20 protein-coding genes are annotated in these 19,017 nt (G+C 68.6%); 11 read left to right on the top strand and 9 right to left on the bottom strand.

The annotated features are described in order from the left end of the window. Nucleotides 1-44: 44 nt before the first annotated feature. Nucleotides 45-2,423 carry a penicillin-binding protein gene (locus ACFSJG_RS21155; RefSeq protein WP_378487226.1) on the bottom strand — a complete coding sequence of 793 codons (2,379 nt, stop codon included), beginning with the start codon at nucleotides 2,421-2,423 and terminating at the stop codon, nucleotides 45-47. Between the two features lie 251 nt (nucleotides 2,424-2,674). Here ACFSJG_RS21155 and ACFSJG_RS21150 point away from each other — a divergent pair, with 251 nt between their 5' ends. After that, nucleotides 2,675-2,998 carry a WhiB family transcriptional regulator gene (locus ACFSJG_RS21150; RefSeq protein ID WP_043808976.1) on the top strand — a complete coding sequence of 108 codons (324 nt, stop codon included), beginning with the start codon at nucleotides 2,675-2,677 and terminating at the stop codon, nucleotides 2,996-2,998. A gap of 81 nt (nucleotides 2,999-3,079) precedes the next feature. On the opposite strand, the gene ACFSJG_RS21145 is transcribed toward ACFSJG_RS21150, so the two are convergent. Beyond that, the gene (locus tag ACFSJG_RS21145; protein WP_378487225.1) at nucleotides 3,080-3,559 is read right to left on the bottom strand and encodes a cupin domain-containing protein; all 480 of its coding nucleotides are present in this window, start codon (nucleotides 3,557-3,559) and stop codon (nucleotides 3,080-3,082) included. A gap of 70 nt (nucleotides 3,560-3,629) precedes the next feature. Between ACFSJG_RS21145 and ACFSJG_RS21140 the strand changes: the two genes are divergently transcribed. Next, on the top strand, nucleotides 3,630-4,070 hold the full coding sequence (locus ACFSJG_RS21140) for a MarR family winged helix-turn-helix transcriptional regulator (protein WP_378487224.1): 441 nt from the start codon (nucleotides 3,630-3,632) through the stop codon (nucleotides 4,068-4,070). Beyond that, nucleotides 4,067-5,353, top strand: a complete 1,287-nt coding sequence (locus ACFSJG_RS21135) for an MFS transporter (protein WP_378487223.1) — start codon at nucleotides 4,067-4,069, stop codon at nucleotides 5,351-5,353. Before ACFSJG_RS21140 ends, ACFSJG_RS21135 begins: the two co-directional genes overlap by 4 nt. On the opposite strand, the gene bagB is transcribed toward ACFSJG_RS21135, so the two are convergent. After that, nucleotides 5,332-6,444 carry an ATPase BagB gene (bagB, locus tag ACFSJG_RS21130; protein WP_378487222.1) on the bottom strand — a complete coding sequence of 371 codons (1,113 nt, stop codon included), beginning with the start codon at nucleotides 6,442-6,444 and terminating at the stop codon, nucleotides 5,332-5,334. The two genes, ACFSJG_RS21135 and bagB, sit on opposite strands and share 22 nt — an antisense overlap. Beyond that, a complete protein-coding gene (gene bagA / locus ACFSJG_RS21125) occupies nucleotides 6,441-7,457 on the bottom strand; it encodes an ATPase BagA (RefSeq protein ID WP_378487221.1) in 1,017 nt (338 codons plus the stop codon). Before bagA ends, bagB begins: the two co-directional genes overlap by 4 nt. A 112-nt stretch (nucleotides 7,458-7,569) precedes the next feature. Here bagA and ACFSJG_RS21120 point away from each other — a divergent pair, with 112 nt between their 5' ends. From ACFSJG_RS21120 to ACFSJG_RS21110, 3 genes are all read left to right on the top strand, one after another. Next, nucleotides 7,570-7,734 carry a DUF4177 domain-containing protein gene (locus tag ACFSJG_RS21120; protein WP_085999530.1) on the top strand — a complete coding sequence of 55 codons (165 nt, stop codon included), beginning with the start codon at nucleotides 7,570-7,572 and terminating at the stop codon, nucleotides 7,732-7,734. A gap of 5 nt (nucleotides 7,735-7,739) precedes the next feature. Next, the gene (locus ACFSJG_RS21115) at nucleotides 7,740-8,198 is read left to right on the top strand and encodes a RidA family protein (RefSeq protein ID WP_378487220.1); all 459 of its coding nucleotides are present in this window, start codon (nucleotides 7,740-7,742) and stop codon (nucleotides 8,196-8,198) included. A 92-nt stretch (nucleotides 8,199-8,290) separates the two neighbouring features. Beyond that, nucleotides 8,291-9,076 (top strand): MBL fold metallo-hydrolase, encoded by a 786-nt coding sequence (locus tag ACFSJG_RS21110; protein WP_378487219.1) that lies wholly within the window; start codon nucleotides 8,291-8,293, stop codon nucleotides 9,074-9,076. A 402-nt stretch (nucleotides 9,077-9,478) separates the two neighbouring features. On the opposite strand, the gene ACFSJG_RS21105 is transcribed toward ACFSJG_RS21110, so the two are convergent. Beyond that, nucleotides 9,479-10,153 (bottom strand): Crp/Fnr family transcriptional regulator, encoded by a 675-nt coding sequence (locus ACFSJG_RS21105; protein ID WP_378487218.1) that lies wholly within the window; start codon nucleotides 10,151-10,153, stop codon nucleotides 9,479-9,481. A 199-nt stretch (nucleotides 10,154-10,352) separates the two neighbouring features. After that, a complete protein-coding gene (locus tag ACFSJG_RS21100) occupies nucleotides 10,353-10,613 on the bottom strand; it encodes a hypothetical protein (protein ID WP_378487217.1) in 261 nt (86 codons plus the stop codon). A gap of 210 nt (nucleotides 10,614-10,823) precedes the next feature. On the opposite strand from ACFSJG_RS21100, the gene nth reads away from it, so the two are divergent. From nth to marP, 4 genes are read left to right on the top strand one after another with little or no spacing between them, the layout of a single operon-like run. After that, nucleotides 10,824-11,504 (top strand): endonuclease III, encoded by a 681-nt coding sequence (gene nth, locus ACFSJG_RS21095; protein WP_378487908.1) that lies wholly within the window; start codon nucleotides 10,824-10,826, stop codon nucleotides 11,502-11,504. Further along, entirely contained in the window at nucleotides 11,501-12,187 is a 687-nt protein-coding gene (locus ACFSJG_RS21090) for a TlpA family protein disulfide reductase (RefSeq protein WP_378487216.1), read from the top strand. The genes nth and ACFSJG_RS21090 overlap by 4 nt, the downstream gene beginning before the upstream one ends. After that, on the top strand, nucleotides 12,184-12,909 hold the full coding sequence (locus tag ACFSJG_RS21085; protein WP_378487215.1) for an NUDIX hydrolase: 726 nt from the start codon (nucleotides 12,184-12,186) through the stop codon (nucleotides 12,907-12,909). The genes ACFSJG_RS21090 and ACFSJG_RS21085 overlap by 4 nt, the downstream gene beginning before the upstream one ends. Next, nucleotides 12,906-14,096: an acid resistance serine protease MarP gene (gene marP, locus ACFSJG_RS21080; protein WP_378487214.1), complete on the top strand. Its 1,191-nt coding sequence runs from the start codon at nucleotides 12,906-12,908 to the stop codon at nucleotides 14,094-14,096. Before ACFSJG_RS21085 ends, marP begins: the two co-directional genes overlap by 4 nt. A 23-nt stretch (nucleotides 14,097-14,119) precedes the next feature. Here the strand turns inward: marP and ACFSJG_RS21075 are convergent, their stop codons facing one another. Together ACFSJG_RS21075 and ACFSJG_RS21070 are read right to left on the bottom strand one after the other, a co-directional pair. Continuing rightward, the gene (locus ACFSJG_RS21075; RefSeq protein WP_378487213.1) at nucleotides 14,120-15,082 is read right to left on the bottom strand and encodes an alpha/beta fold hydrolase; all 963 of its coding nucleotides are present in this window, start codon (nucleotides 15,080-15,082) and stop codon (nucleotides 14,120-14,122) included. Nucleotides 15,083-15,089: 7 nt separating this feature from the next. Then, on the bottom strand, nucleotides 15,090-15,611 hold the full coding sequence (locus tag ACFSJG_RS21070) for a phage holin family protein (protein WP_378487212.1): 522 nt from the start codon (nucleotides 15,609-15,611) through the stop codon (nucleotides 15,090-15,092). Between the two features lie 479 nt (nucleotides 15,612-16,090). On the opposite strand from ACFSJG_RS21070, the gene ACFSJG_RS21065 reads away from it, so the two are divergent. Further along, complete coding sequence (locus ACFSJG_RS21065) at nucleotides 16,091-17,470, top strand: MFS transporter (protein WP_378487211.1); 1,380 nt, start codon at nucleotides 16,091-16,093, stop codon at nucleotides 17,468-17,470. Nucleotides 17,471-17,556: 86 nt separating this feature from the next. Here the strand turns inward: ACFSJG_RS21065 and ACFSJG_RS21060 are convergent, their stop codons facing one another. After that, nucleotides 17,557-18,441, bottom strand: coding sequence for an MBL fold metallo-hydrolase (locus ACFSJG_RS21060; RefSeq protein ID WP_378487210.1), 885 nt, complete (start codon nucleotides 18,439-18,441; stop codon nucleotides 17,557-17,559). Between the last annotated feature and the right edge of the window lie 576 nt (nucleotides 18,442-19,017).

Here is a 19,017-nt window from a genome sequence, read left to right as displayed (position 1 = left end):
GCCCGTGAGCGGATGCGATGGCATCCGCTCACGGGCGCCGGCCGTCAGCGGGGGAGAGGTAGCGGCGGTAGTGCAGGCAGGTTGGGGATCTGGATCTGGATCCCACCCGGACCCGGCGCCGGAGCCGGCGATCCTCCCGCTGCCGGTGCCTGTCGGAGGGTGCCGTCGCTGACGTAGAGCGTCACCAGCGATCCCGGAACCGCGGACCCGGACGGCGAGGAACTGAGCACCGTGCCCTTCGAGCCGTCACCTGCGGACGAGACCGAGTTCACCTGGAAGCCGGCCGCCTTCAATGCGGCCGTCGCCTGCGACTCGCTCATGCCCGCCACGTTCGGGACCTGCGCGTTGGCCGAGCCACGCTGGTACTTCGGGTCGATCGGCGGCAGCTCGGTCGGGCCGAAGTCGTCCACGATCGGTTTGATTGCCTTGAACCACGCCTGCGCGGGTTCGTTGCCGCCGAACACGTTGCCGCTGCCGCACTGGCGCAGCGGCGACGAGCAGATCTCCCGCGGCGTCGGCGAGTCCGCATATACGTAGACGGCGCCGGCGAGGTTGTTCGTGAAGCCCAGGAACGCCGACGACATGTGCGACTCGGTGGTTCCGGTCTTGCCCGCCATCGGCAGGGTCCAGCCGTTCGCGCCCGCGGCCGCCGCGGACGTGCCGCCCGGCTGGTCGTCCTTACTCATGGCATTGGCGAGGGTGTCGGCGAGACCCGGCTCGACGACCTGCTCACAGGCTTGTTCGGTGATCGAGACGGGCTTGCCGTGTCGGTCGTAGATCGAGTCGATCGGCGACGGCGGGCACCACTTGCCGTGCGAGGCGAGGGTGGCGGCCACGTTCGACAGCTCGAGGGCGTTGATCCAGGTCGGGCCGAGCGTGAACGAGCCCAGGTTCTGGCCCTTCTGCATGTCGGCCATCGACTGGCCGTCGCCGAAGCCGGAGGTGCCGGGCTCCGCGTACGACCGCATGCCCAGGCGGACGGCCATGTCGACGGTGGGCGTGACACCCACGGACTCGATCAGCTTCACGAAGGCGGTGTTCGGCGACTGCGCGAGCGCGTCCGTCACCGACATGGACGCCGGGTACCGGCCTGCGTTCTCCACGCAGTAGGTGGCTGCGGGACAGCCGCGGGCGCCACCGTTGCCCAGTCCCTTGACCTCGACGCGGCCGGGCACCTGCAGGACGGCGTTCGTTCCGAGACCCTTCTCCATCGCGGCCGCGGTGGTGAACAACTTGAAGATCGATCCTGCGCCGTTGCCGACGAGCGAGTACGGCTGCGGCTGCACGGTCTCGTTGATCTCGCCGTTGAGTCCGTAGTTGCGGCTGCTGCTCATCGCGAGGACACGGTGTTTGTCCTGACCCGGTTGCACGACGTTCATCACCTCGGCGACGCCGTCGATCGTCGGGTTCGCGGTCGCGGTGAGCGCGGAGTGCACGGAGTCCTGCACCTTCGGGTCGAGGGTGGTCTTGATCAGCAGACCGCCCTTCTCGACCTGCTCGCGGCTGATTCCTGCGTCAGCCAGGTACTGGAGTGCATAGTCGCAGAAGAAGCCCCGGTTGCCTGCGGCGATGCAGCCGCGCGGCAGCGACTTGGGCTCGGGCAGCACGCCGAGCGGTTCCTGCTTGGCGGCGCGGATCTCGTCGGCCCGGTCCGGGATGTTGACGATCATGGTGTCGAGCACGGTGTTGCGTCGTTCGAGCACGCCGTCCGGGTTCGTGTACGGATTGAGCGCCGAGCTGGACTGCACCATGCCCGCGAGCATCGCGGACTGGGTCAGGTTCAGGTCCTTCGCGTCGATGCCGAAGTACGTCTGCGCCGCGTCCTGGATGCCGAAGGACGCGTTGCCGAACGGCACCAGGTTCAGGTAGCGGGTGAGGATCTCGTCCTTTGTCAGCTTCTTGTCCAGCGTGAGGGCCATCCGGATCTCGCGGATCTTTCGCGCCGGGGTGGTCTCGATCGCGGCGCGGCGCTCGGCGTCGGTCTTCGCGACGACGAGCAGCTGGTAGTTCTTCACGTACTGCTGGTCGATGGTCGAGGCGCCCTGCTGCACCTGCCCACTGGTGGTGTTCGTGAGGAACGCGCGGACCGTGCCCTGCCAGTCGACGCCCTGGTGGTCGGCGAACCGGCGATCCTCGACGGAGACGATCGACAGCTTCATGTCGTTGGAGATCTGATCGCTCGGCACCTCGAACCGCCGCTGCTCGTACAGCCAGGCGATGGGGTTCCCGTTGATGTCGACCATCGTCGAGACGGCGGGTACGTCGCCCTCGACGAGCTCGGCCGAGACGTTGTCGACGGTGTCGGCGGCACGGTTGGAGACGATGCCGAATCCGCCTGCCAGAGGGAACATCACACCCGCGAGGAGTGCGCCCGCCAGGGCGGTGCATCCGGCGAGTTTCGCGACTGTTTTAGCGATGGGCACAGGGACAGGGTACGTGCCCGCCGCGGGGGTCCCCGCACACCTGAGCTGCGCGGTTCGATCTTGAATGCACGTCCGTACCAAAAAAGTTGCCGAAGGTCTTGCGTTGAGCGTTATACATTGCCTAAATTGTGACCCAGTGTGATTCAGATAACACTAGATCGGGAATGTGGTGCGCCTCGCCATGATAGGTCGGCGCATGCACTTCCAGAGCGTCAGCGAGGGCGACGCTTGTACTGCAGGAGGGGCAGAAGATGACCGTAACCACGCCGGGCCGTCGGTTGGATTTCGAGGAGGCCGAGGCCCGTATTGCATGGGTTACACAGGCGCGATGCCGCGCGGTCGACCCGGATCAGTTGTTCGTGCGCGGAGCCGCGCAGCGCAAGGCAGCCACCATCTGCAGGCACTGTCCGGTGCTGATGCAGTGCGGAGCCGACGCGCTGGACAACCGGGTCGAATTCGGAGTGTGGGGTGGCATGACCGAGCGTCAGCGCCGCGCACTTCTCAAGCAGCACCCCGAGGTGGAGTCGTGGGCGGACTTCTTCTCGGCACAGCGAAGTCAGGCATCTGTCGTCTGACGCGGCCGGACATTCGACACTGAGGCCGCCGGCCGGGACCTTCGGGTTCCGGCCGGCGGTCTTTCGTCGGTCGGTGCACGCTCACGGGGGAAGGAGCCGGAAGTCGGCGAAGTCGAAGCCCGGGACCACCACGCAGGTGACCAGCGTCGCCTCGTCGCCGACCGCCTCGGCGCGCTGCCAGTGCGCCGGCGGGACCAGTGCCTGCGGCGACTCGCCACCTGAGACGTCGCTGCCGAGTCGGGTCGAGGTGAGCGTCCCGGGCGCCGGGCCGTCCCCTGCGACGTCGAGGCGCAGCGGCCCGCCGCGGTGGTGCAGCCACAGTTCCGTCCCGCGCACGGTGTGCCACGCCGAGCACTCGCCGGGTGGCAGGAGGAACAGGATCGCGGTGCCCGCCGAGCGAGCACCCGAGTAGCCGTCGACATCCCCCGTCGCTGCGCTCGGCCTGCGTGGCAGCACTGATGCGGGCAACGTCAGTTCGCTGCGCCACGTCTCGCGGTACCAGCCGCCCTCGGGGTGTGGTTGCAGGTCGAGATCCCTGGCCCAGGCTGGGAGATCGGTCATCGTTCCGATGGTGCCAGGTCGGGCCCCACAAGAGTATGCTTGCCGATAGGCAACTATCTGGTGAGGTGACATGCGCGAGGATCCCGACGAGATCACCCGGCTGAAAATCGCATTGGGTCGCATCTCCCGCACCGTCGACAGGCTGGTCTCCGGCGACGGCCTCACCCGCACCCAACTCTCCGTGCTCGGCACCGTCGCCCGGGTCGGACCTCTCGGCATCGGTGAACTCGCCGCGACCGAGGGCCTCAACCCGACGATGCTGTCCCGCGTCGTCGGAAAGCTGGAGTCCGACGGCTTGCTGCATCGCACCGCCGATCCGGCGGACCGGCGAGCTGCCCGGGTCGAGGCCACCGACGAGGGACGCGCACTGCACTGCCGGCTCCGAGACCAGCGCACCCAACTGTTCACCGACGCACTCGGACGGCTGCCCGGAGACGACGCCGACACCCTGATGTCCGCGCTGCCCGCGCTCGAGTCGCTGGCGTCCGCGATCGCGGACACCGGCCGATGACCGCACTCGCCACCGCCCGCCGCGACACCTTCGCCGCGCTGACCGTCCCGAATTTCCGCCGCTACTTCGCCGGCCAGGCGGTGTCGATGGCAGGCACGTGGATGCAGGCCGTCGCGCAGTCGTGGCTGGTGCTGGAGCTCACCGGGTCCGCGACGGCGCTCGGGTACGTGGTCGCGCTGCAGACCCTGCCCGTCCTGGTCCTCGGGCCCTACGGCGGCGTCGTCGCCGACCGGATCGACAAGCGCCGGCTGATGATCGGGCTGCAGTCCATGATGGGGCTGCTGGCCCTGGTTCTCGGACTGCTCACCGTCACCGGCGCCGTCGAACTGTGGCACGTGTACGTCCTCGCGTTCCTGCTCGGACTCAACAACTGCTTCGAGAACCCGGCCAGGCAGGCGTTCGTCCTGGAGATGGTCGGACCCGACGTCCTGCGCAACGCCGTCAGCCTCAACTCCGTGCTGGTCAACGCGGCGCGTGCAGTCGGACCTGCGATCGCAGGCATCGTCATCGCGGCAGGCGGACTCGGCGTCTGCTTCCTCCTCAACGCGGCCAGCTTCGTCGCGGTCGTGCTGTCGCTGATCCGGCTCGACGTCGACGCGCTGCGTCCGTCACCACCGGCCGCGCGGGCGCCCGGACAGTTGCGTGAGGGGCTGCGCTATGTCGCGGGCGAGCCCACTTTGTTCGTTCCGCTGCTGATGATGGCGCTGGTCGGCTGCCTCGCCTACGAATTCCAGGTGGTGCTGCCGGTCCTCGCGCAGGACAGTTTCGGTGGGGACGCGAGCGTCTACGGCTTCATGACCGCCGCGATGGGGGTGGGTGCCGTCGTCGGAGGACTGTTCGTCGCCGCTCGCGGCCGCACCGGGCTCCCCGCCCTGATCGGTACCTCTCTGGTGTTCGGCGTCGTGATCGCGGCAGCGGCGCTGGCTCCGACCCTGTGGCTCGAACTGTTCGCGCTGCTCCTGGTCGGGGCGGGCAGCGTCGCCTTCCTGTCGATCGGCAACAGCACGCTGCAACTGGAGGCGGAACCGCACATGCGGGGTCGCGTGATGGCCCTGTGGTCGGTGGCGTTCCTGGGGTCGACACCGATCGGCGGACCGATCGCGGGTGCCGTGTCCCAGCATCTCGGCGCCAGGGTCGGGTTGCTGATGGGTGCCGTCACGTGCGTCGTTGCAGGTCTGCTCGGACTGCTCGTGGTCCGGCGGCAGCGGGCGCGGGACTCCGGAGTCGGGAGCGGTGCACAGGACGACGAAGTCGTCGGCGGTCAGCCCCGACCGGTCAGCTGATCGGCGACCGCACGCAGGCCGTCGAGGTCGGACACCTCGAACGGCAGCGAGGGCACCCCGACCACCGGCACCCGCGGGTGCGCGCCGGTGAACCGACCCAGCAGTCGCAGCTCCCGTTGCGCCGTGTTGGCCCGCTCTGCGTGGATCTGCAGCACCGCCGCTGCGAGGGGATGTTCGCCGCGTTCCTTCAGCTGATCTGCGGCGGACGCCGCGTGATCGGCGGGCAGCGAACTCAGCGTCGGGTGGGTGCGGTTGAGCACCAGTCCCGCCAGCGGCATGCCCTCGGACGACAGTCGCTCGACGAAGAACGACGCCTCCCGCAGTGCGTCGGGCTCGGCCGCGGCGATCACGAAGAAGTGGGTGCCGTCCGCGCGGAGCAGCTCGTATGTGTGCGCCGCCCGCTCCCGGAACCCACCGAACATCGACTCGAACGACTGCACGAATGCCGAGGCGTCGGACAGCATCTGGCTGCCGATGATCGTCGACACCGCCCGCAGCGCGAGACCCATCGCACCCGTGACCAGGCGGCCGATGCCCCGGCCGGGCGCCGACAGCATCCGGATCATCCGGCCGTCGAGGAAGGTGCCGAGACGCTGAGGTGCGTCGAGGAAGTCCAGCGCATTGCGCGACGGCGGCGTGTCCACCACGACCAGATCCCACTCGTCGCTCGCTGCGAGCTTTCCGAGCTTCTCCATCGCCATGTACTCCTGCGTCCCGGAGAACGAGGTCGCGACGGTTTGGTAGAAGGGGTTCGACAGGATCTGCTCGGCCTTCTCCGGCGACGAGTGCTCGAGCACCATGTCGTCGAAGGTGCTGCGCATGTTGAGCATCATCGCGTGCAGTTCGCCGGTCGCGTTCGGGCCGAGCGCCACCGGCTGTGGGGTGTTGTCGAGGTCCTGCACACCGAGAGCCTGCGCCAGCCGCCGCGCCGGGTCGATGGTCAGCACGACCACTCGCCGGCCCTCCTCCGCGGCCCGCAGCGCCATCGACGCCGCGGTCGTGGTCTTGCCGACGCCACCGGACCCACAACACACGATGATCCGCGACGCCGGGTCGGTGAGGATCGCGTCCACGTCGATGCCGGTGCTCATCGGACGCCCTGCTCGGCGAGCTGGCCGGCCAGCTCGTAGAGTCCGCCGAGGTCGACACCGTCGGTCAGCGCGGTGAGGTGCAGCCGGGCGACGTCGAGCTTGTCGAGTTCCTCGGCGCTGTCGTCCTGAGCGGCAAGCGTCGCCGCGTTCTCGATCGTCTCGGTGAGCAGGCCTGCGAAGTCCTCGTCGGAGAGGGCGATCCCGGCGGCGTCGAGCCCGGCGCGCACCGCGTCGGCGTCGATCTTCCCCGCGGCGGCATCGGCCATCACGTCGGGTGGCAGGTATGCGGTGCCGGACCGGTTGACGATCACCGTGCCCAGTCGCAGGTCCGCGGACTCCAGCTCGCGGACCGCGTCCGCGGTCTCCTGCACCGGCAGCGCCTCCAGCAGCGTCACCAGGTGCACCATCGTCTCGTCGGAGTGCAGCAGTCGCACGACGCCCTCGGACTGGGAGTGCACCGGGCCCCCCTTCGCCAGATCGGACATCGCCTTCGTCACGTCCAGAAAGCTACCGATCCGGCCGGTCGGTGGCGCGTCCACCACGACCTCGTCGTAGACCGGGACGCCGTTGCGGTCCTTGCGGACCACGCACTCCTTGATCTTGCCGGTGACGATGACGTCGCGGAGGCCGGGTGCGAGGGTGGTGGCGAACTCGATCGCACCCATCCGCTTCATGGCGCGCCCGGCGAAACCCAGGTTGTAGAACATGTCGAGGTACTCGAGGAACGCGGCCTCGATGTCCAGCGCCAGCGCGACCACCTCGCCGCCGCCGTCGGCTGTCGCGATCTTGGTCTCCGTCGCAGGCAGCGGCGGCACGTCGAACAGCTGCGCGATGCCCTGCCTGCCCTCGACCTCGACCAGCAGGACCCGCCGCCCGCCCGCGGCGAGGGCGAGCGCCAGTGCCGCCGCGACCGTCGACTTGCCGGTACCGCCCTTGCCCGACACGAAGTGCAGTCGGGCCTTGTCCGCCTTGGCCGGCCACTCGAAGGCGGGCGTGTTCGCAGGTGCTGCCACGCCCCGAGCCTATAAGTCGTGGGCGGGGACCGGTGGTGGTGCGGTGCGCGTGGCGCCGAACTCGCTGGCCACCGGGCGTCGCGGGCACGCGCCGGGCACTAGGCTCAGGCCCATGAGCGAATTGACGACATGGGAGTACGCGACCGTTCCGCTGCTGACCCACGCGACCAAGCAGATTCTCGACCAGTGGGGTGGCGACGGCTGGGAACTCGTGACGGTGCTCCCCGGCCCGACCGGTGAGCAGCACGTCGCGTACCTCAAGCGCCCGAAGGGCTGACCGGCGTGAGCGACTGGAAGGCGCGGCTGGCCGAACTCGGCGTCGAGCTGCCCCCGGTGGCGGCACCCGTGGCTGCCTACGTGCCCGCCGTGCGCACCGGCAACCTCGTCTACACGTCGGGACAGCTGCCGTTCGAGGACGGCGCGTTGCCTGTCGTGGGCAAGGTCGGTGACTCCGTCGACGCCGACACCGCGAAGGCTGCCGCCCGGACCTGCGCGCTGAACGCGCTCGCCGCGATCGACGCTCTCGTCGGCCTCGACTCGGTCGTCCGGATCGTCAAGGTCGTCGGATTCGTCGCCTCCGCCGACGGGTTCACCGGGCAGCCCGGCGTGATCAACGGGGCGTCCGAGTTCCTGGGTGAGGTCTTCGGCGACGCGGGCGTTCACGCCCGGTCCGCGGTCGGTGTCGCCGAGCTGCCCCTCGCTGCTCCCGTGGAGGTCGAGCTGATCGTCGAGGTCGGCTGACCGGCAACGGTTCTCGTCGGCCCGCTCGCCCCGCCGGGGTGGGCGGGCCGACGGCTTTCGTGCCGATCTCGCGGCACTCGTAGAGTGTGGCCATGACCCTCGCTCATCCGGCATATGCGCAGCTGCGTCAGGTCACGCCCGTCGCGGCGGTACTGCTGGAGAACAACCCCGGCATGATGACCCTCGACGGCACGAACACCTGGATCCTCCGCGCACCCGGCCGAGAGGAGTGCGTGGTGGTCGATCCCGGCGAGAACGACGAGGACCACCTGCGCCGGATCGCGGAGGTGGGCCCGGTCGCGTTGACGCTGATCACTCATCGCCATCACGACCACACCGACGGCATCGATCGGTTCGTCGAGATGACGGGAAGCCCTGTCCGGGCCGTCGATCCCACACTGCGGAGGCGGACCGACGCCGGATTGCCGGACGGTGAGCTCATCGAGGAGGTGGGGCTCGCGATCCGGGTGGTGCGTACGCCGGGGCACACGAAGGACTCGACGTCGTTCGTCGTCGAGGGGGAGGGCTCTGTGCTCACGGGCGACACCATCCTGGGTCGTGGGACCACCGTGCTGGACTCGACCGACGGCGATCTCGGCGACTACTTGGCGTCGCTGCGGACGCTGATCGACCTCGGAGCGGGCCGGACGGTCCTGCCCGGTCACGGCAGTGAGCTGCCCGATCTGCTGCCGGTCGCGCAGTACTACCTGGCGCATCGGGAGGAGCGGCTGGCGCAGGTGCGGGCCGCGCTCGACGTGTTGGGCGAGGACTCCGAGGTGCGCGCGGTCGTCGAGCACGTCTACGCGGACGTCGACCCGAAGTTGTGGGGGGCGGCGGAGCAGTCGGTGCGAGTGCAGCTGGAGTATCTGCGGCGCTGACAGCGCACGACCGTCGAACGTGTCCTTGATCACATACCGGGGAGGTGTTTAACGGTTCGTGCAGGTCGCGATCGGCGTCGTCCGAACGGACCACGTTTCGGGCAGGTGAACAGTGGGATCTGGCGCAGCGCGGGCTCCGTTGTGCGGGTACACATTTCTCGGCGCATGTGTCCTGCGGCGCCATACCCCCATCACGAAGGAGAGATACCTGTGGGATCCCTCGAGAAGCTCGCCGACGAGAACGGTATCGTCCAGCTGGTCGGCATGTTCGGCACCATCCTGCAGCTGGACCTCGGCAGCACGGACGCAGTGACGCTGCCCGCCTGATCCGGCGAGTACCTGTCCGACGCAAAAGAATCCGCCCATCCCGTGTCGGGGTGGGCGGATTCTTTCGATCCGAGGTCAGCGGGCGCGTCGGGCCAGTCGCTCCGAGTCGGAGATGAGCACGCTCTTGCCTTCGAGCCGGATCCAGCCGCGGTGGGCGAAATCGGCGAGAGCCTTGTTCACGGTCTCACGGGACGCGCCGACGAGCTGCGCGATCTCCTCCTGCGTGAGGTCGTGGGTGACGCGGAGCGAGCCGCCCTCCTGGGTGCCGAAACGCTGCGCGAGCTGGAGCAGGGCCTTCGCCACGCGACCGGGGACGTCGGTGAAGATGAGGTCCGCCAGGTTGTTGTTGGTCCGGCGCAGACGACGGGCCAGAACCCGCAGCAGCTGCTCGGCGATCTCGGGACGCTGCTCGATCCACGACTTCAGGGCGTCGCGGTCCATGCTCACGGCGCGCACGTCGGTGACCGTCGTCGCGGACGAGGTGCGGGGACCCGGGTCGAAGATCGACAGCTCACCGAACATGTCGGACGGGCCCATGATCGTCAGCAGGTTCTCGCGACCGTCCGGGGAACGGCGTCCCAGCTTGATCTTGCCGGACACGATGATGTACAGCCGGTCGCCGGGTTCACCCTCGTTGAAGATCACGTGCCCACGGGGGAAATCGACGGGCTGCAGCTGCTTGACCAGCGCGGCAACCGCCGAGGGCTCGACTCCCTGGAAGATACCGGCTCTGGCCAGGACCTCGTCCACGTGCGCTCCTTCATCGAAAAACTCGGGTCGGCGTCCGGGTGTCCCGTCGGGACTGTCGTCCGCCGGTGCGGCGCGGGCTGCGCGCCGACTGGTTGGTGGCTTTCGCTCGGAGTCTATCGCTCCGATGCCGAACAGTAGTGATCGGCAACACGCCTTGCGAGTTGAAATCGATGGAGGTGCCGCCGGGAGTGGGTGTCGTTCAGCTGGCGCGCCGCTCGGTCAGGTCGATGTCCTCGTCCTCGGAGAGGCCGCGCCTGCGGCGGAGGTGGAAGCGGGCCAGTGCGCGCGGCAGGCCCTCCTGGGCGAGGGTTGCGACGTCGTCGTGGCTCGCCTTGTCGAGGAACTCCTGCACCTCCTGCTCGCGGACCGTGAGCCGACGCAGCCGGAATTCCACCCGCTCCATCGCCAGCGCGAACAGCATGAGCAGCACTGGGAAGAGCACCACAGCGAGTCCTTGCATATCGGGCAGTAAACACGGCCAATGTCTCAGAAGCGAAACGACGAGGGATCGCTTCACGGACCCATCCGTACAGTCGACGATGTGGCGACCACTGTTTCGAAGACCGCGCCGAAGTCGCGGAACGCGTCCGCGGCGAAGGCCGTCCCGGGGGCCGAGGGCGCACCCGTCCGGGAGGAGAGCCGGCTCGGTCTGGTGCGTCGCGCGCGGAGGATGAACCGGCGACTCGGCGACGCCTTCCCGCACGTCTACTGCGAGCTCGACTTCACCACCCCGCTGGAGCTCTCGGTGGCGACAATCCTGTCTGCCCAGTGCACTGACGTGCGGGTGAACCAGGTGACGCCCGCGCTCTTCGCTCGGTACCGGACGGCGGAGGACTACGCCGGAGCCGACCGAACCGAGCTCGAGGAGTACATCAGGACGACCGGTTTCTACCGCAACAAGGCGAACTCGATCATCGGACTCGGGCAGGCGCTCGTCGAGCGATTCGACGGGGAGGTTCCCGGAACCTTGCGCGAACTCGTCAGCCTTCCCGGCTTCGGCCGGAAGACGGCGAACGTCGTCCTCGGGAACGCGTTCGATGTGCCGGGAATCACCGTCGACACCCACTTCGGTCGCCTCGTCCGACGGTGGCAGTGGACCGCCGAGGAGGACCCGGTCAAGGTCGAGCACGCCGTCGGCGAGCTGATCCCGCGGAAGGACTGGACGATCCTGTCCCACCGCGTCATCTTCCACGGCCGTCGCGTCTGCCACGCGAAGAAGCCGGCCTGCGGTGTCTGTCTGCTGGCCAAGGACTGCCCGTCGTACGGGATCGGGCCGACCGAACCGACCGTCGCCGCTGCTCTGGTCAAGGGCCCGGAGACAGAGCACCTCCTCGACCTGGCGGGTCGGTGAGCCCGGACGTGCGGATCTCGAACACCGGGCGATGGACGCTCGCCGGCGTCGTCGTCGTCCTGGCGCTGGTCTTCGCTATCTGGCCGAGGGGCGGCGACGAGTCCGGCACCCGTGACCACTCCGACCTGACGACGGGCGCCTCCGGCACCACCGCGGTCGAGCGTGCGCCCGGGGACACGGACGAGGCGTTGGCGGCTCCCCGCGCAGCGGCCGGTCTCCAGCAGTGCCCGACCCCGGCGCCCGGTGCCGTCGCCGCTGGACCGCTGGCAGGCATCGAACTGGGATGTCTCGCGGACGGGAGCCGGGTCGACGTGGGTGCGGCACTGGCGGGCAAGCCCGCGCTGGTGAACCTCTGGGCCTACTGGTGCGGTCCCTGCGCGAAAGAGCTTCCCGCGCTCGACGACTACGCGCGCCGCGCGGGCGGGGCCGTCACCGTGCTCACGGCCCACGAGGATCCGAAGGAGGGAAACGCGCTGGCCGCGCTCACCGAGTACGGAGTTCACCTCCCCGGGGTGCAGGATGGTGCAGGACGGATCGCCACTGCGGTCGGTGCACCGAAGGTCCTGCCCGTGAGCGTGTTGATCCGGGCGGACGGGTCGGTCGCCGCTGTACTGCCGCAGCCGTTCGACTCTGCCGACGAGATCGCAGCCGCGGTCAGCGAACACCTGGGAGTGGCGACATGACCCGTACCGAACACGCCGCGCCGCAATGGCTCGAGCGCGTCGTGACCCGTCCGCCTGCGGACGATCGTGCGGTCAATCCGGTCCTGCATCGTCGGGCTCCCGGCGGTGCGCCCGTGCGGGACGCCGCGGTTCTCGTGCTGTTCGGGGGATCCGAGGAAGCCGATCCCGTCGGCCTCGGCGGACTGCCGGAGAACGCGGACGTCCTGCTCACCCAGCGCGCCGCCACACTGCGGCAGCACAGCGGTCAGGTCGCCTTCCCTGGCGGCGCAGCGGATCCCGGTGACGACGGCCCGATCGCGACGGCGTTGCGGGAGGCAGAGGAGGAGACGGGTCTCGACCCGACCGGCGTTCGGGCTCTCGCGGTTCTGCCGGGGATCTTCGTGCCGCCCTCAGGATTCGACGTCACCCCGGTGATCGGGTACTGGGAGCGGCCGACGCCGGTCCGGCCCGTCGACCACGCCGAGACCGCGCGCGTGTCACGAGTGCCCCTGCGTTCGCTGCTCGATCCGGACAACCGGTTCGTCGTCGAGCACCGGCTCGGCTATCGCGGGCCGGCGTTCCAGATCGACAGCTTCCTGGTCTGGGGCTTCACCGCCGGGGTGCTGGCGGGTCTGATCTCGGTCTCCGGCTGGGAGATCGAGTGGGATCACACGGATGTGCGTGACCTCGACGTCACGCTCGCCGAGCTGGAGGCAGGCGTGACCGAGGTGCGCGAGCGGTGACAGGTTCGGCATGGATCGACATCGCCGTCGTCTCCATCGCGGTGCTCGCCGCGACATCGGGATGGCGGCACGGGGCCGTCGCGTCGGCACTGGCCTTCCTCGGCGTGGTCCTCGGCGCGGTCGCGGGAATCCTGATCGCCCCGCACGTGCTCGTCCACGTGGACGAAGGCAGGACCCGCGTGCTCGCGGGGATCCTGCTGATCGTGGGCCTCGTCATCGTCGGCGAGGTCGCAGGCATGGTGCTCGGACGTGCGGCGCGGGGCAGCATGCACAGTCCCGCAACACGTTCCGTCGACAGCGGTGTCGGCGCACTGCTGCAGGCAGCCGCCGTGCTCGTCGCCGCCTGGCTCCTCGCGATCCCGCTGACGGCGTCCTCGCAGCCGGAGGTCGCGGCCGCGGTCCGTGGATCGAAGGTCCTCACTCAGGTCGACGACGTCGCGCCGAACTGGATGCGTCGCCTGCCGAGTGATTTCTCGGCGTTGCTGGACACCTCCGGACTACCGGATGTCATCGGTCCGTTCGGCCGTACCCCGATCGCCGTTGTCGATCCGCCGGACGCCGCGATCGCGCAGGGCCCGCTCTCGGCGCGACTGCAGTCGAGTGTGTTGCGGATCCGTGGTGTCGCGCCGAGCTGCCAGCGTGCGCTGGAGGGAAGCGGATTCGTCGTCGCCCCCGAGCGGGTGATGACGAACGCGCACGTCGTCGCGGGGACCAACCAGGTCGTCGTCGACACGGCCGACGGCCCGATGGACGCGAGGGTTGTCCTGTTCGATCCCAGCACGGACGTCGCGGTGCTCGACGTTCCCGGACTGAGGGCGACGCCGATTCCGTTCGCGCCCGAGCCCGCGGAGACGGGTGACGACGCGCTGGTGCTCGGGTACCCGGGCGGTGGTCCGTACACGGCGAGCGCGGCCCGGATCCGCGAGATCCTCGACCTCAACGGCCCCGACATCTACCGTGCCGCCGACGTCACCCGCGAGGTGTACACGGTGCGCGGTGAGATCCGGCAGGGCAACTCGGGCGGTCCGTTGGTGGACGATCAGGGCCGGGTGCTCGGTGTGGTGTTCGGCGCCGCGGTCGACAACACCGACACCGGTTTCGCGCTCACCGCAGCCGAGGTGGCCAGGCAGTTGGAGCAGGCCGCGGCCGTGGACGTCGCCGTCGGGACGGGAGCCTGCATCCTCTGACGGGACGGTGTCCCGCCCGGTGTTCAGACGTCGGGGGTCGCGTTCTCCGACCCGGTGGCTCCGAGGAACGAGACCAGCGCGGAGGTGACGGCCTCGGGGCGCTCCCAGTGCGGGTAGTGCCCTGCCGCAGGGATGCCTCGGAGCGTCAGGTTCGGTGCCCACCGGCCGTCGTTGCGTAGCGTCGAGCGCAGCACGAAAGGATCGGCGTCGCCGTGTATCTGGAGCACGGGGACGTCGACGGGCTTGTCCATCGCCGTCATGAAGCGCCTACCGTCCGGGCGCCACTGGCTGCGGAACGCCCAGCGCTGGTACTCGAGGCTGCAGTGCGCGGCGCCGGGAATCCGGATCGCGGAACGGACCCGGGTGAGCAGTTCGGTCAACTCGCCCGCGTCGACCGATCGGTCGGAGCCCATGCGGCTCCGGACGATCCGTTCGACATCAGACCCGCCGTCTCGGGTGAGGCGCCGCTCGGGTCGCCACGGCAACTGGCAGGACAGGAACGACGGGAGGAACGCCGATCGCTGCGCACGGGTTCGCAGTACGGCTCGTTTGAGCGCGATCGGGTGCGGTGACGCAACGAGCGTGATCGACCGGACGACGCCGGGATGCAGCACGGCCGTCGCCCAGCAGACGAGTCCGCCGTCGGCGTGCCCGACCAGTGCGGCGTCCGTGTGGCCGAGGGCGCGGACCAGGCCGGCGACGTCGCTCGCCAGCGTCCATCCGTCGTATCCGCGGGGCGGCTTGTCGGTGTCTCCGTACCCGCGCAGGTCGACGGCCACGACACGGTGGCCGGTGTCGGCGAGCGCCGTCAGCTGGTGGCGCCACGTCCACCAGAAGTCCGCGAAACCGTGCAGCAGCACCACCAGTGGTGCGTCGGAGTCGCTCGGGCCCGCCTCGACAGCGTGGAATCGAATTCCGTTGGCGCGCACGTCGCGATGACGCCACGGTCCTTCGAGCCGGACGGTGGACGGGTCGGGGGCTGTCACGGTGGGGTCAGGGCGCGGTGCGGCGCGCATACTCACCCGGCGTGTAGGCGCTCGCGTCGTGGGCCGAGTCGGCCGTCGGGAGTACGGTCGCGGCCTGCCGGAGCGATTCGATCGTCTTCTCGGGTGCACGCAGTTTGCGCACGCGCAGGTAGCCGAGGAGGGCGAGCACGCCGGTGACGACGAGCATCAGCAGGAACACGATCAGGAACGCCAGCCAGCGCGGGACCCACACGTCGAGGAGTTCGGCGAGGAAGAAGAAGAAGAAAAAGGCGCTGAAGACGAGTACCGACAGCGCGAGGATGAAGAACAGTGAGCCCTGCAGGCCCTTCTTGACCTCGCTGGTCACCTCGGCCTTGGCCAGCTCGACCTCGGCGCGGACCAGCGTCGAGACCTGCGCGGTCGCGTCCTTGACCAGGTTTCCGATGCTGGCGGTGCCGGGAGCGTGTGCGTCGACGTCGGTGAGCGGGATGGACGAGATGGTGCCCGGCACCCCGTTCCCGGTCCTGCCGGTGCGGTCGCTGATGCTCACGTCGTAGCCCCTTCGTTCCTCGTGTGCGCGGGTCGATGCGGTGCGCGCCCAGGAGGACGCGCTCTGGGCGCAACAGTAGCGCCGAGGCGGACGATGAGGCAGCGAGGGAGGTCAGGCGAACCGTCGCCGCGGCCTCGTCCGGCGCGGTTCGTCCGTTGCAGTCCGGCTCCGTCGGACCGCCGAGCCGAGGACGACGGCGCCCGGCGCGATCGGCTGCGCCGTGAAGCGTGGGCCGGCATGGGGATAGCGAGTGGGTAGCGGCCGCCGGTCGTGTCGCTGCTGTTTCGCCTGGTCCAGGCCGGGTCGGAGTCTCCGACGGACCCGATGATCAGGCACGTCGAGTGCCCGTTCACCGCGCTCCGCGGCGGAATGTGACGTGGCCGATAATTTGCAAAGCGAACTTGTTTGGTGATCCAATTCCTAGTCGCTGGGCCCGACCGGTCCACATGTTGGAACAAGTTCGTGTAGGAGCCCGGCCCATGACCCAGACAGCAGACGCCGCGACCACGACGCGGGTCGGCGAAGACAACGTCGGGGTCCCGCGTCGCCGGATCGTCGTCGCCAGCATGGTGGGAACGTCCGTCGAGTTCTACGACTTCTACGCGTACGCGACCGCCGCGGTCGTCGTGTTCCCGCACCTGTTCTTCCCCAAGGGCAACGACACCACCGCGCTCCTCGCCTCGCTGGCGACCTTCGGCCTCGCGTTCGTCGCCCGGCCGCTCGGATCCATCCTCTTCGGGCACTTCGGCGATCGCATCGGCCGCAAGGCGACGCTGGTCGGTTCGCTGCTCACGATGGGTGTCGCGACCTTCCTCATCGGCCTGCTCCCGACGTACAACGCCGTCGGCATCATCGCGCCCGCCCTGCTCGCCCTGATGCGCTTCTGCCAGGGCCTCGGCCTCGGTGGTGAATGGTCCGGCGCCGCACTGCTGGCCACGGAGACCGCGAAGTCGGGGAAGCGGGCCTGGGCCGCGATGTGGCCGCAGCTCGGAGCGCCGATCGGCTTCATCATCGCCAACGGGCTCTTCCTGCTGATCACGATCTTCCTGGGCCACGACAACGCGAATCCCGACCTGAGCGGTGCGTTCCTGTCGTGGGGCTGGCGGATTCCGTTCCTGCTCAGCGCCGTGATGGTCATCCTCGGCCTGTACGTCCGACTCCGCATCGAGGAGACTCCGGTCTTCGCGCGGGCCGTCGAACGTGGCGAGAAGGTCAAGACCCCGCTGGCCACCGTGTTCAAGACCAGCTGGCGGCAGCTGATCATCGGCACCTTCGTCATGCTCGGGACGTACACGCTCTTCTACATCATGACCACGTGGGTGCTCAGCTTCGGAACAGGGAAGGCCGTCGCCGACGGAGGCACCGGTCTCGGGTTCGCCTACCGCGACTTCCTGGTGCTGCAGCTCGTCTCGGTGCTGTTCTTCGCCGGCGGCATCCCGGTCACCGGCTGGCTCGCCGACAAGTTCGGTCGCCGCTCGACACTGCTCGTGGTGACGGCCGTGATCATGGTGTTCGGGCTGTCCTTCGGCCTGTTGCTGAACGCCGACGGGATGAGCGAGGGCAGCATGCTGCTCTTCCTCGTCATCGGCATGATCCTGATGGGTTTCACCTTCGGCCCGATGAGTGCGGTGCTGCCCGAACTCTTCCCGACCAACGTCCGCTACACCGGATCCGGAATCGCCTACAACACGTCGAGCATCCTGGGCGCGGCGGTCGCGCCGTTCATCGCGACCTGGCTCGCGACCAGCCACGGCGTCGGCTGGGTCGGTGTCTACCTCTTCGTCGCGGCGGCGCTCACCTTCGTGGCGCTGCTCGTCATGCGTGAGACCAAGGACGAGTCGCTCGACGACGTGAAGTAGCCGCCCTCCGCGTATCCGAGTGCGCAGTTCTCGCCGCCTTCGAGCGGTCGGGAGCTGCGCATTCTGCGTTTCTGGAGGGCTCGGGTTCAGTGACCGAGGTGTTCGGGCGCAGGTAGCAGGATCGAGAAGCGGTCGAACGGGACCTCGTCGACGCCTGCGCCGACGGCATCGACCGTCCGGCGGGCACGGGTCCGGGATTCGGGGAGCGACTCGAACGCGTCCGACACCGCCTGCAGGAGGTGAGGTGCCACGATCACCCGGCCGAAGTGGCACATCGCGACGAGCGAGACGTCGTTCTTCAGCTCTGCCAGTCGCGCGGCGCTCGCCGTGAACGCGTCGACGTCCGAGTCGGGCTCGTGCGCGTAGATCGGTCCGGAACTCACGGTGTCCCCGGCGAACAGGATGCCGGTCTTCGTGTCGATCAGGCATATTCCGTCGGGGGTGTGGCCCGGAGTGTGCAGAACCCGCAATGCCCGACCGCCCAGGTCGAGTTCGTCGCCGTCGGTCACGGAGCCGTTTGCCGCGCGCGGCCGGATTCGCCAGGTGTCGCCGTCGACCCCGGAGGGAAGCGGGCCCGGATCGCTGTCCGCGTCGAACAGGTGGAGGAACTCGCGGTCGATCTCGCGTACGGATGCCGCCGCCTGGAGTTGCCTGTCGTATTGGTCGAGGTAGTCGCGCAGCTCCGCCGCGGGTGGCGGTGCCGTGAGGTGGTCCGCGCCGGCGAGATGGATCAACACGTCGTCGAACTCGTGGTTGCCTCCGACATGGTCGAAGTGGTGGTGGGTGTTCACCACCGTCACGGGGAGCGGCGTGATCTCCTCGATCACCGGACGCAGCGGAACGAAGCCCATTCCGGTGTCGAGGAGCAGTGCGCGATCGGAACCGACGATCAGCCAGACCGTCACGTGCCCGGCCTCGGTGATGCTCCAGACCCCGTTCGCCACCGGAGCGATCCGATGCCACCCGCTCATGACCCTCCTCGAACGCAATCGACGTGACGCCCGCCACTTCTGTCGCTCCAGTGTGCCGGTGTGTGTCGAACCACCTGCGTGTTTCGGTGTGTGTGGGGCTGTGACCAGGCGATTTGCGTTGGGCGTCATGGACACGTAACTTTTGTCGAGTCAGAGCGACACGGACACCGACTCCGCCCCCGGGCGAGAGACACGAGGTTGTACGAAGGCGCCTGGCCAATCCAGAGGTTAGCGACAGTAGTAATACTGGCGCGCTTCGACTGCCTTAACTGATTGTGACCGACGCGGTTTTGACCGGGTCGCTGCGATGGGTTAGGCTGGAACAGTTGCCCCGGAGCGGCCGAGATGATGAATCTTGGTGGTGATGGTGTGTGCGTGTTCTTTGAGAACTCAACAGTGTGCCGATGAATGTCAGTGCCAAATTTTTTGGTACTCCGCCCCGTCTTTCGATGGGGTGGGTATGTCGATTGTCTTGCACCCGCGTGTGGGATGGTCGACGAATTTAAGCTAGTTTGAGTTTTTTTGCTAGTGATTTGACTCGATGTCTATGACTGATTAGCTGGTTTCGGCCGGCGA

This window comes from Rhodococcus gannanensis (assembly GCF_042681175.1).
Classification (GTDB): Bacteria; Actinomycetota; Actinomycetes; order Mycobacteriales; family Mycobacteriaceae; genus Rhodococcus_G; species Rhodococcus_G gannanensis.
Note: the sequence above shows the minus strand (reverse complement) of the source record. Positions and strands in the feature narration are given on the sequence as shown.

Bases quoted from the DNA above. Each gene is read 5' to 3' on its own strand.
- nth (WP_378487908.1), top strand. From the start codon at position 10,824: ATGAACCGGCGACTCGGCGACGCCTTCCCGCACGTCTACTGCGAGCTC.
- ACFSJG_RS21085 (WP_378487215.1), top strand. From the start codon at position 12,184: ATGACCCGTACCGAACACGCCGCGCCGCAATGGCTCGAGCGCGTCGTG.
- ACFSJG_RS21140 (WP_378487224.1), top strand. From the start codon at position 3,630: ATGCGCGAGGATCCCGACGAGATCACCCGGCTGAAAATCGCATTGGGT.
- ACFSJG_RS21100 (WP_378487217.1), bottom strand. From the start codon at position 10,613: ATGCAAGGACTCGCTGTGGTGCTCTTCCCAGTGCTGCTCATGCTGTTC.
- ACFSJG_RS21150 (WP_043808976.1), top strand. From the start codon at position 2,675: ATGACCGTAACCACGCCGGGCCGTCGGTTGGATTTCGAGGAGGCCGAG.
- ACFSJG_RS21065 (WP_378487211.1), top strand. From the start codon at position 16,091: ATGACCCAGACAGCAGACGCCGCGACCACGACGCGGGTCGGCGAAGAC.
- ACFSJG_RS21145 (WP_378487225.1), bottom strand. From the start codon at position 3,559: ATGACCGATCTCCCAGCCTGGGCCAGGGATCTCGACCTGCAACCACAC.
- ACFSJG_RS21060 (WP_378487210.1), bottom strand. From the start codon at position 18,441: ATGAGCGGGTGGCATCGGATCGCTCCGGTGGCGAACGGGGTCTGGAGC.
- ACFSJG_RS21120 (WP_085999530.1), top strand. From the start codon at position 7,570: ATGAGCGAATTGACGACATGGGAGTACGCGACCGTTCCGCTGCTGACC.
- ACFSJG_RS21110 (WP_378487219.1), top strand. From the start codon at position 8,291: ATGACCCTCGCTCATCCGGCATATGCGCAGCTGCGTCAGGTCACGCCC.
- ACFSJG_RS21135 (WP_378487223.1), top strand. From the start codon at position 4,067: ATGACCGCACTCGCCACCGCCCGCCGCGACACCTTCGCCGCGCTGACC.
- bagB (WP_378487222.1), bottom strand. From the start codon at position 6,444: ATGAGCACCGGCATCGACGTGGACGCGATCCTCACCGACCCGGCGTCG.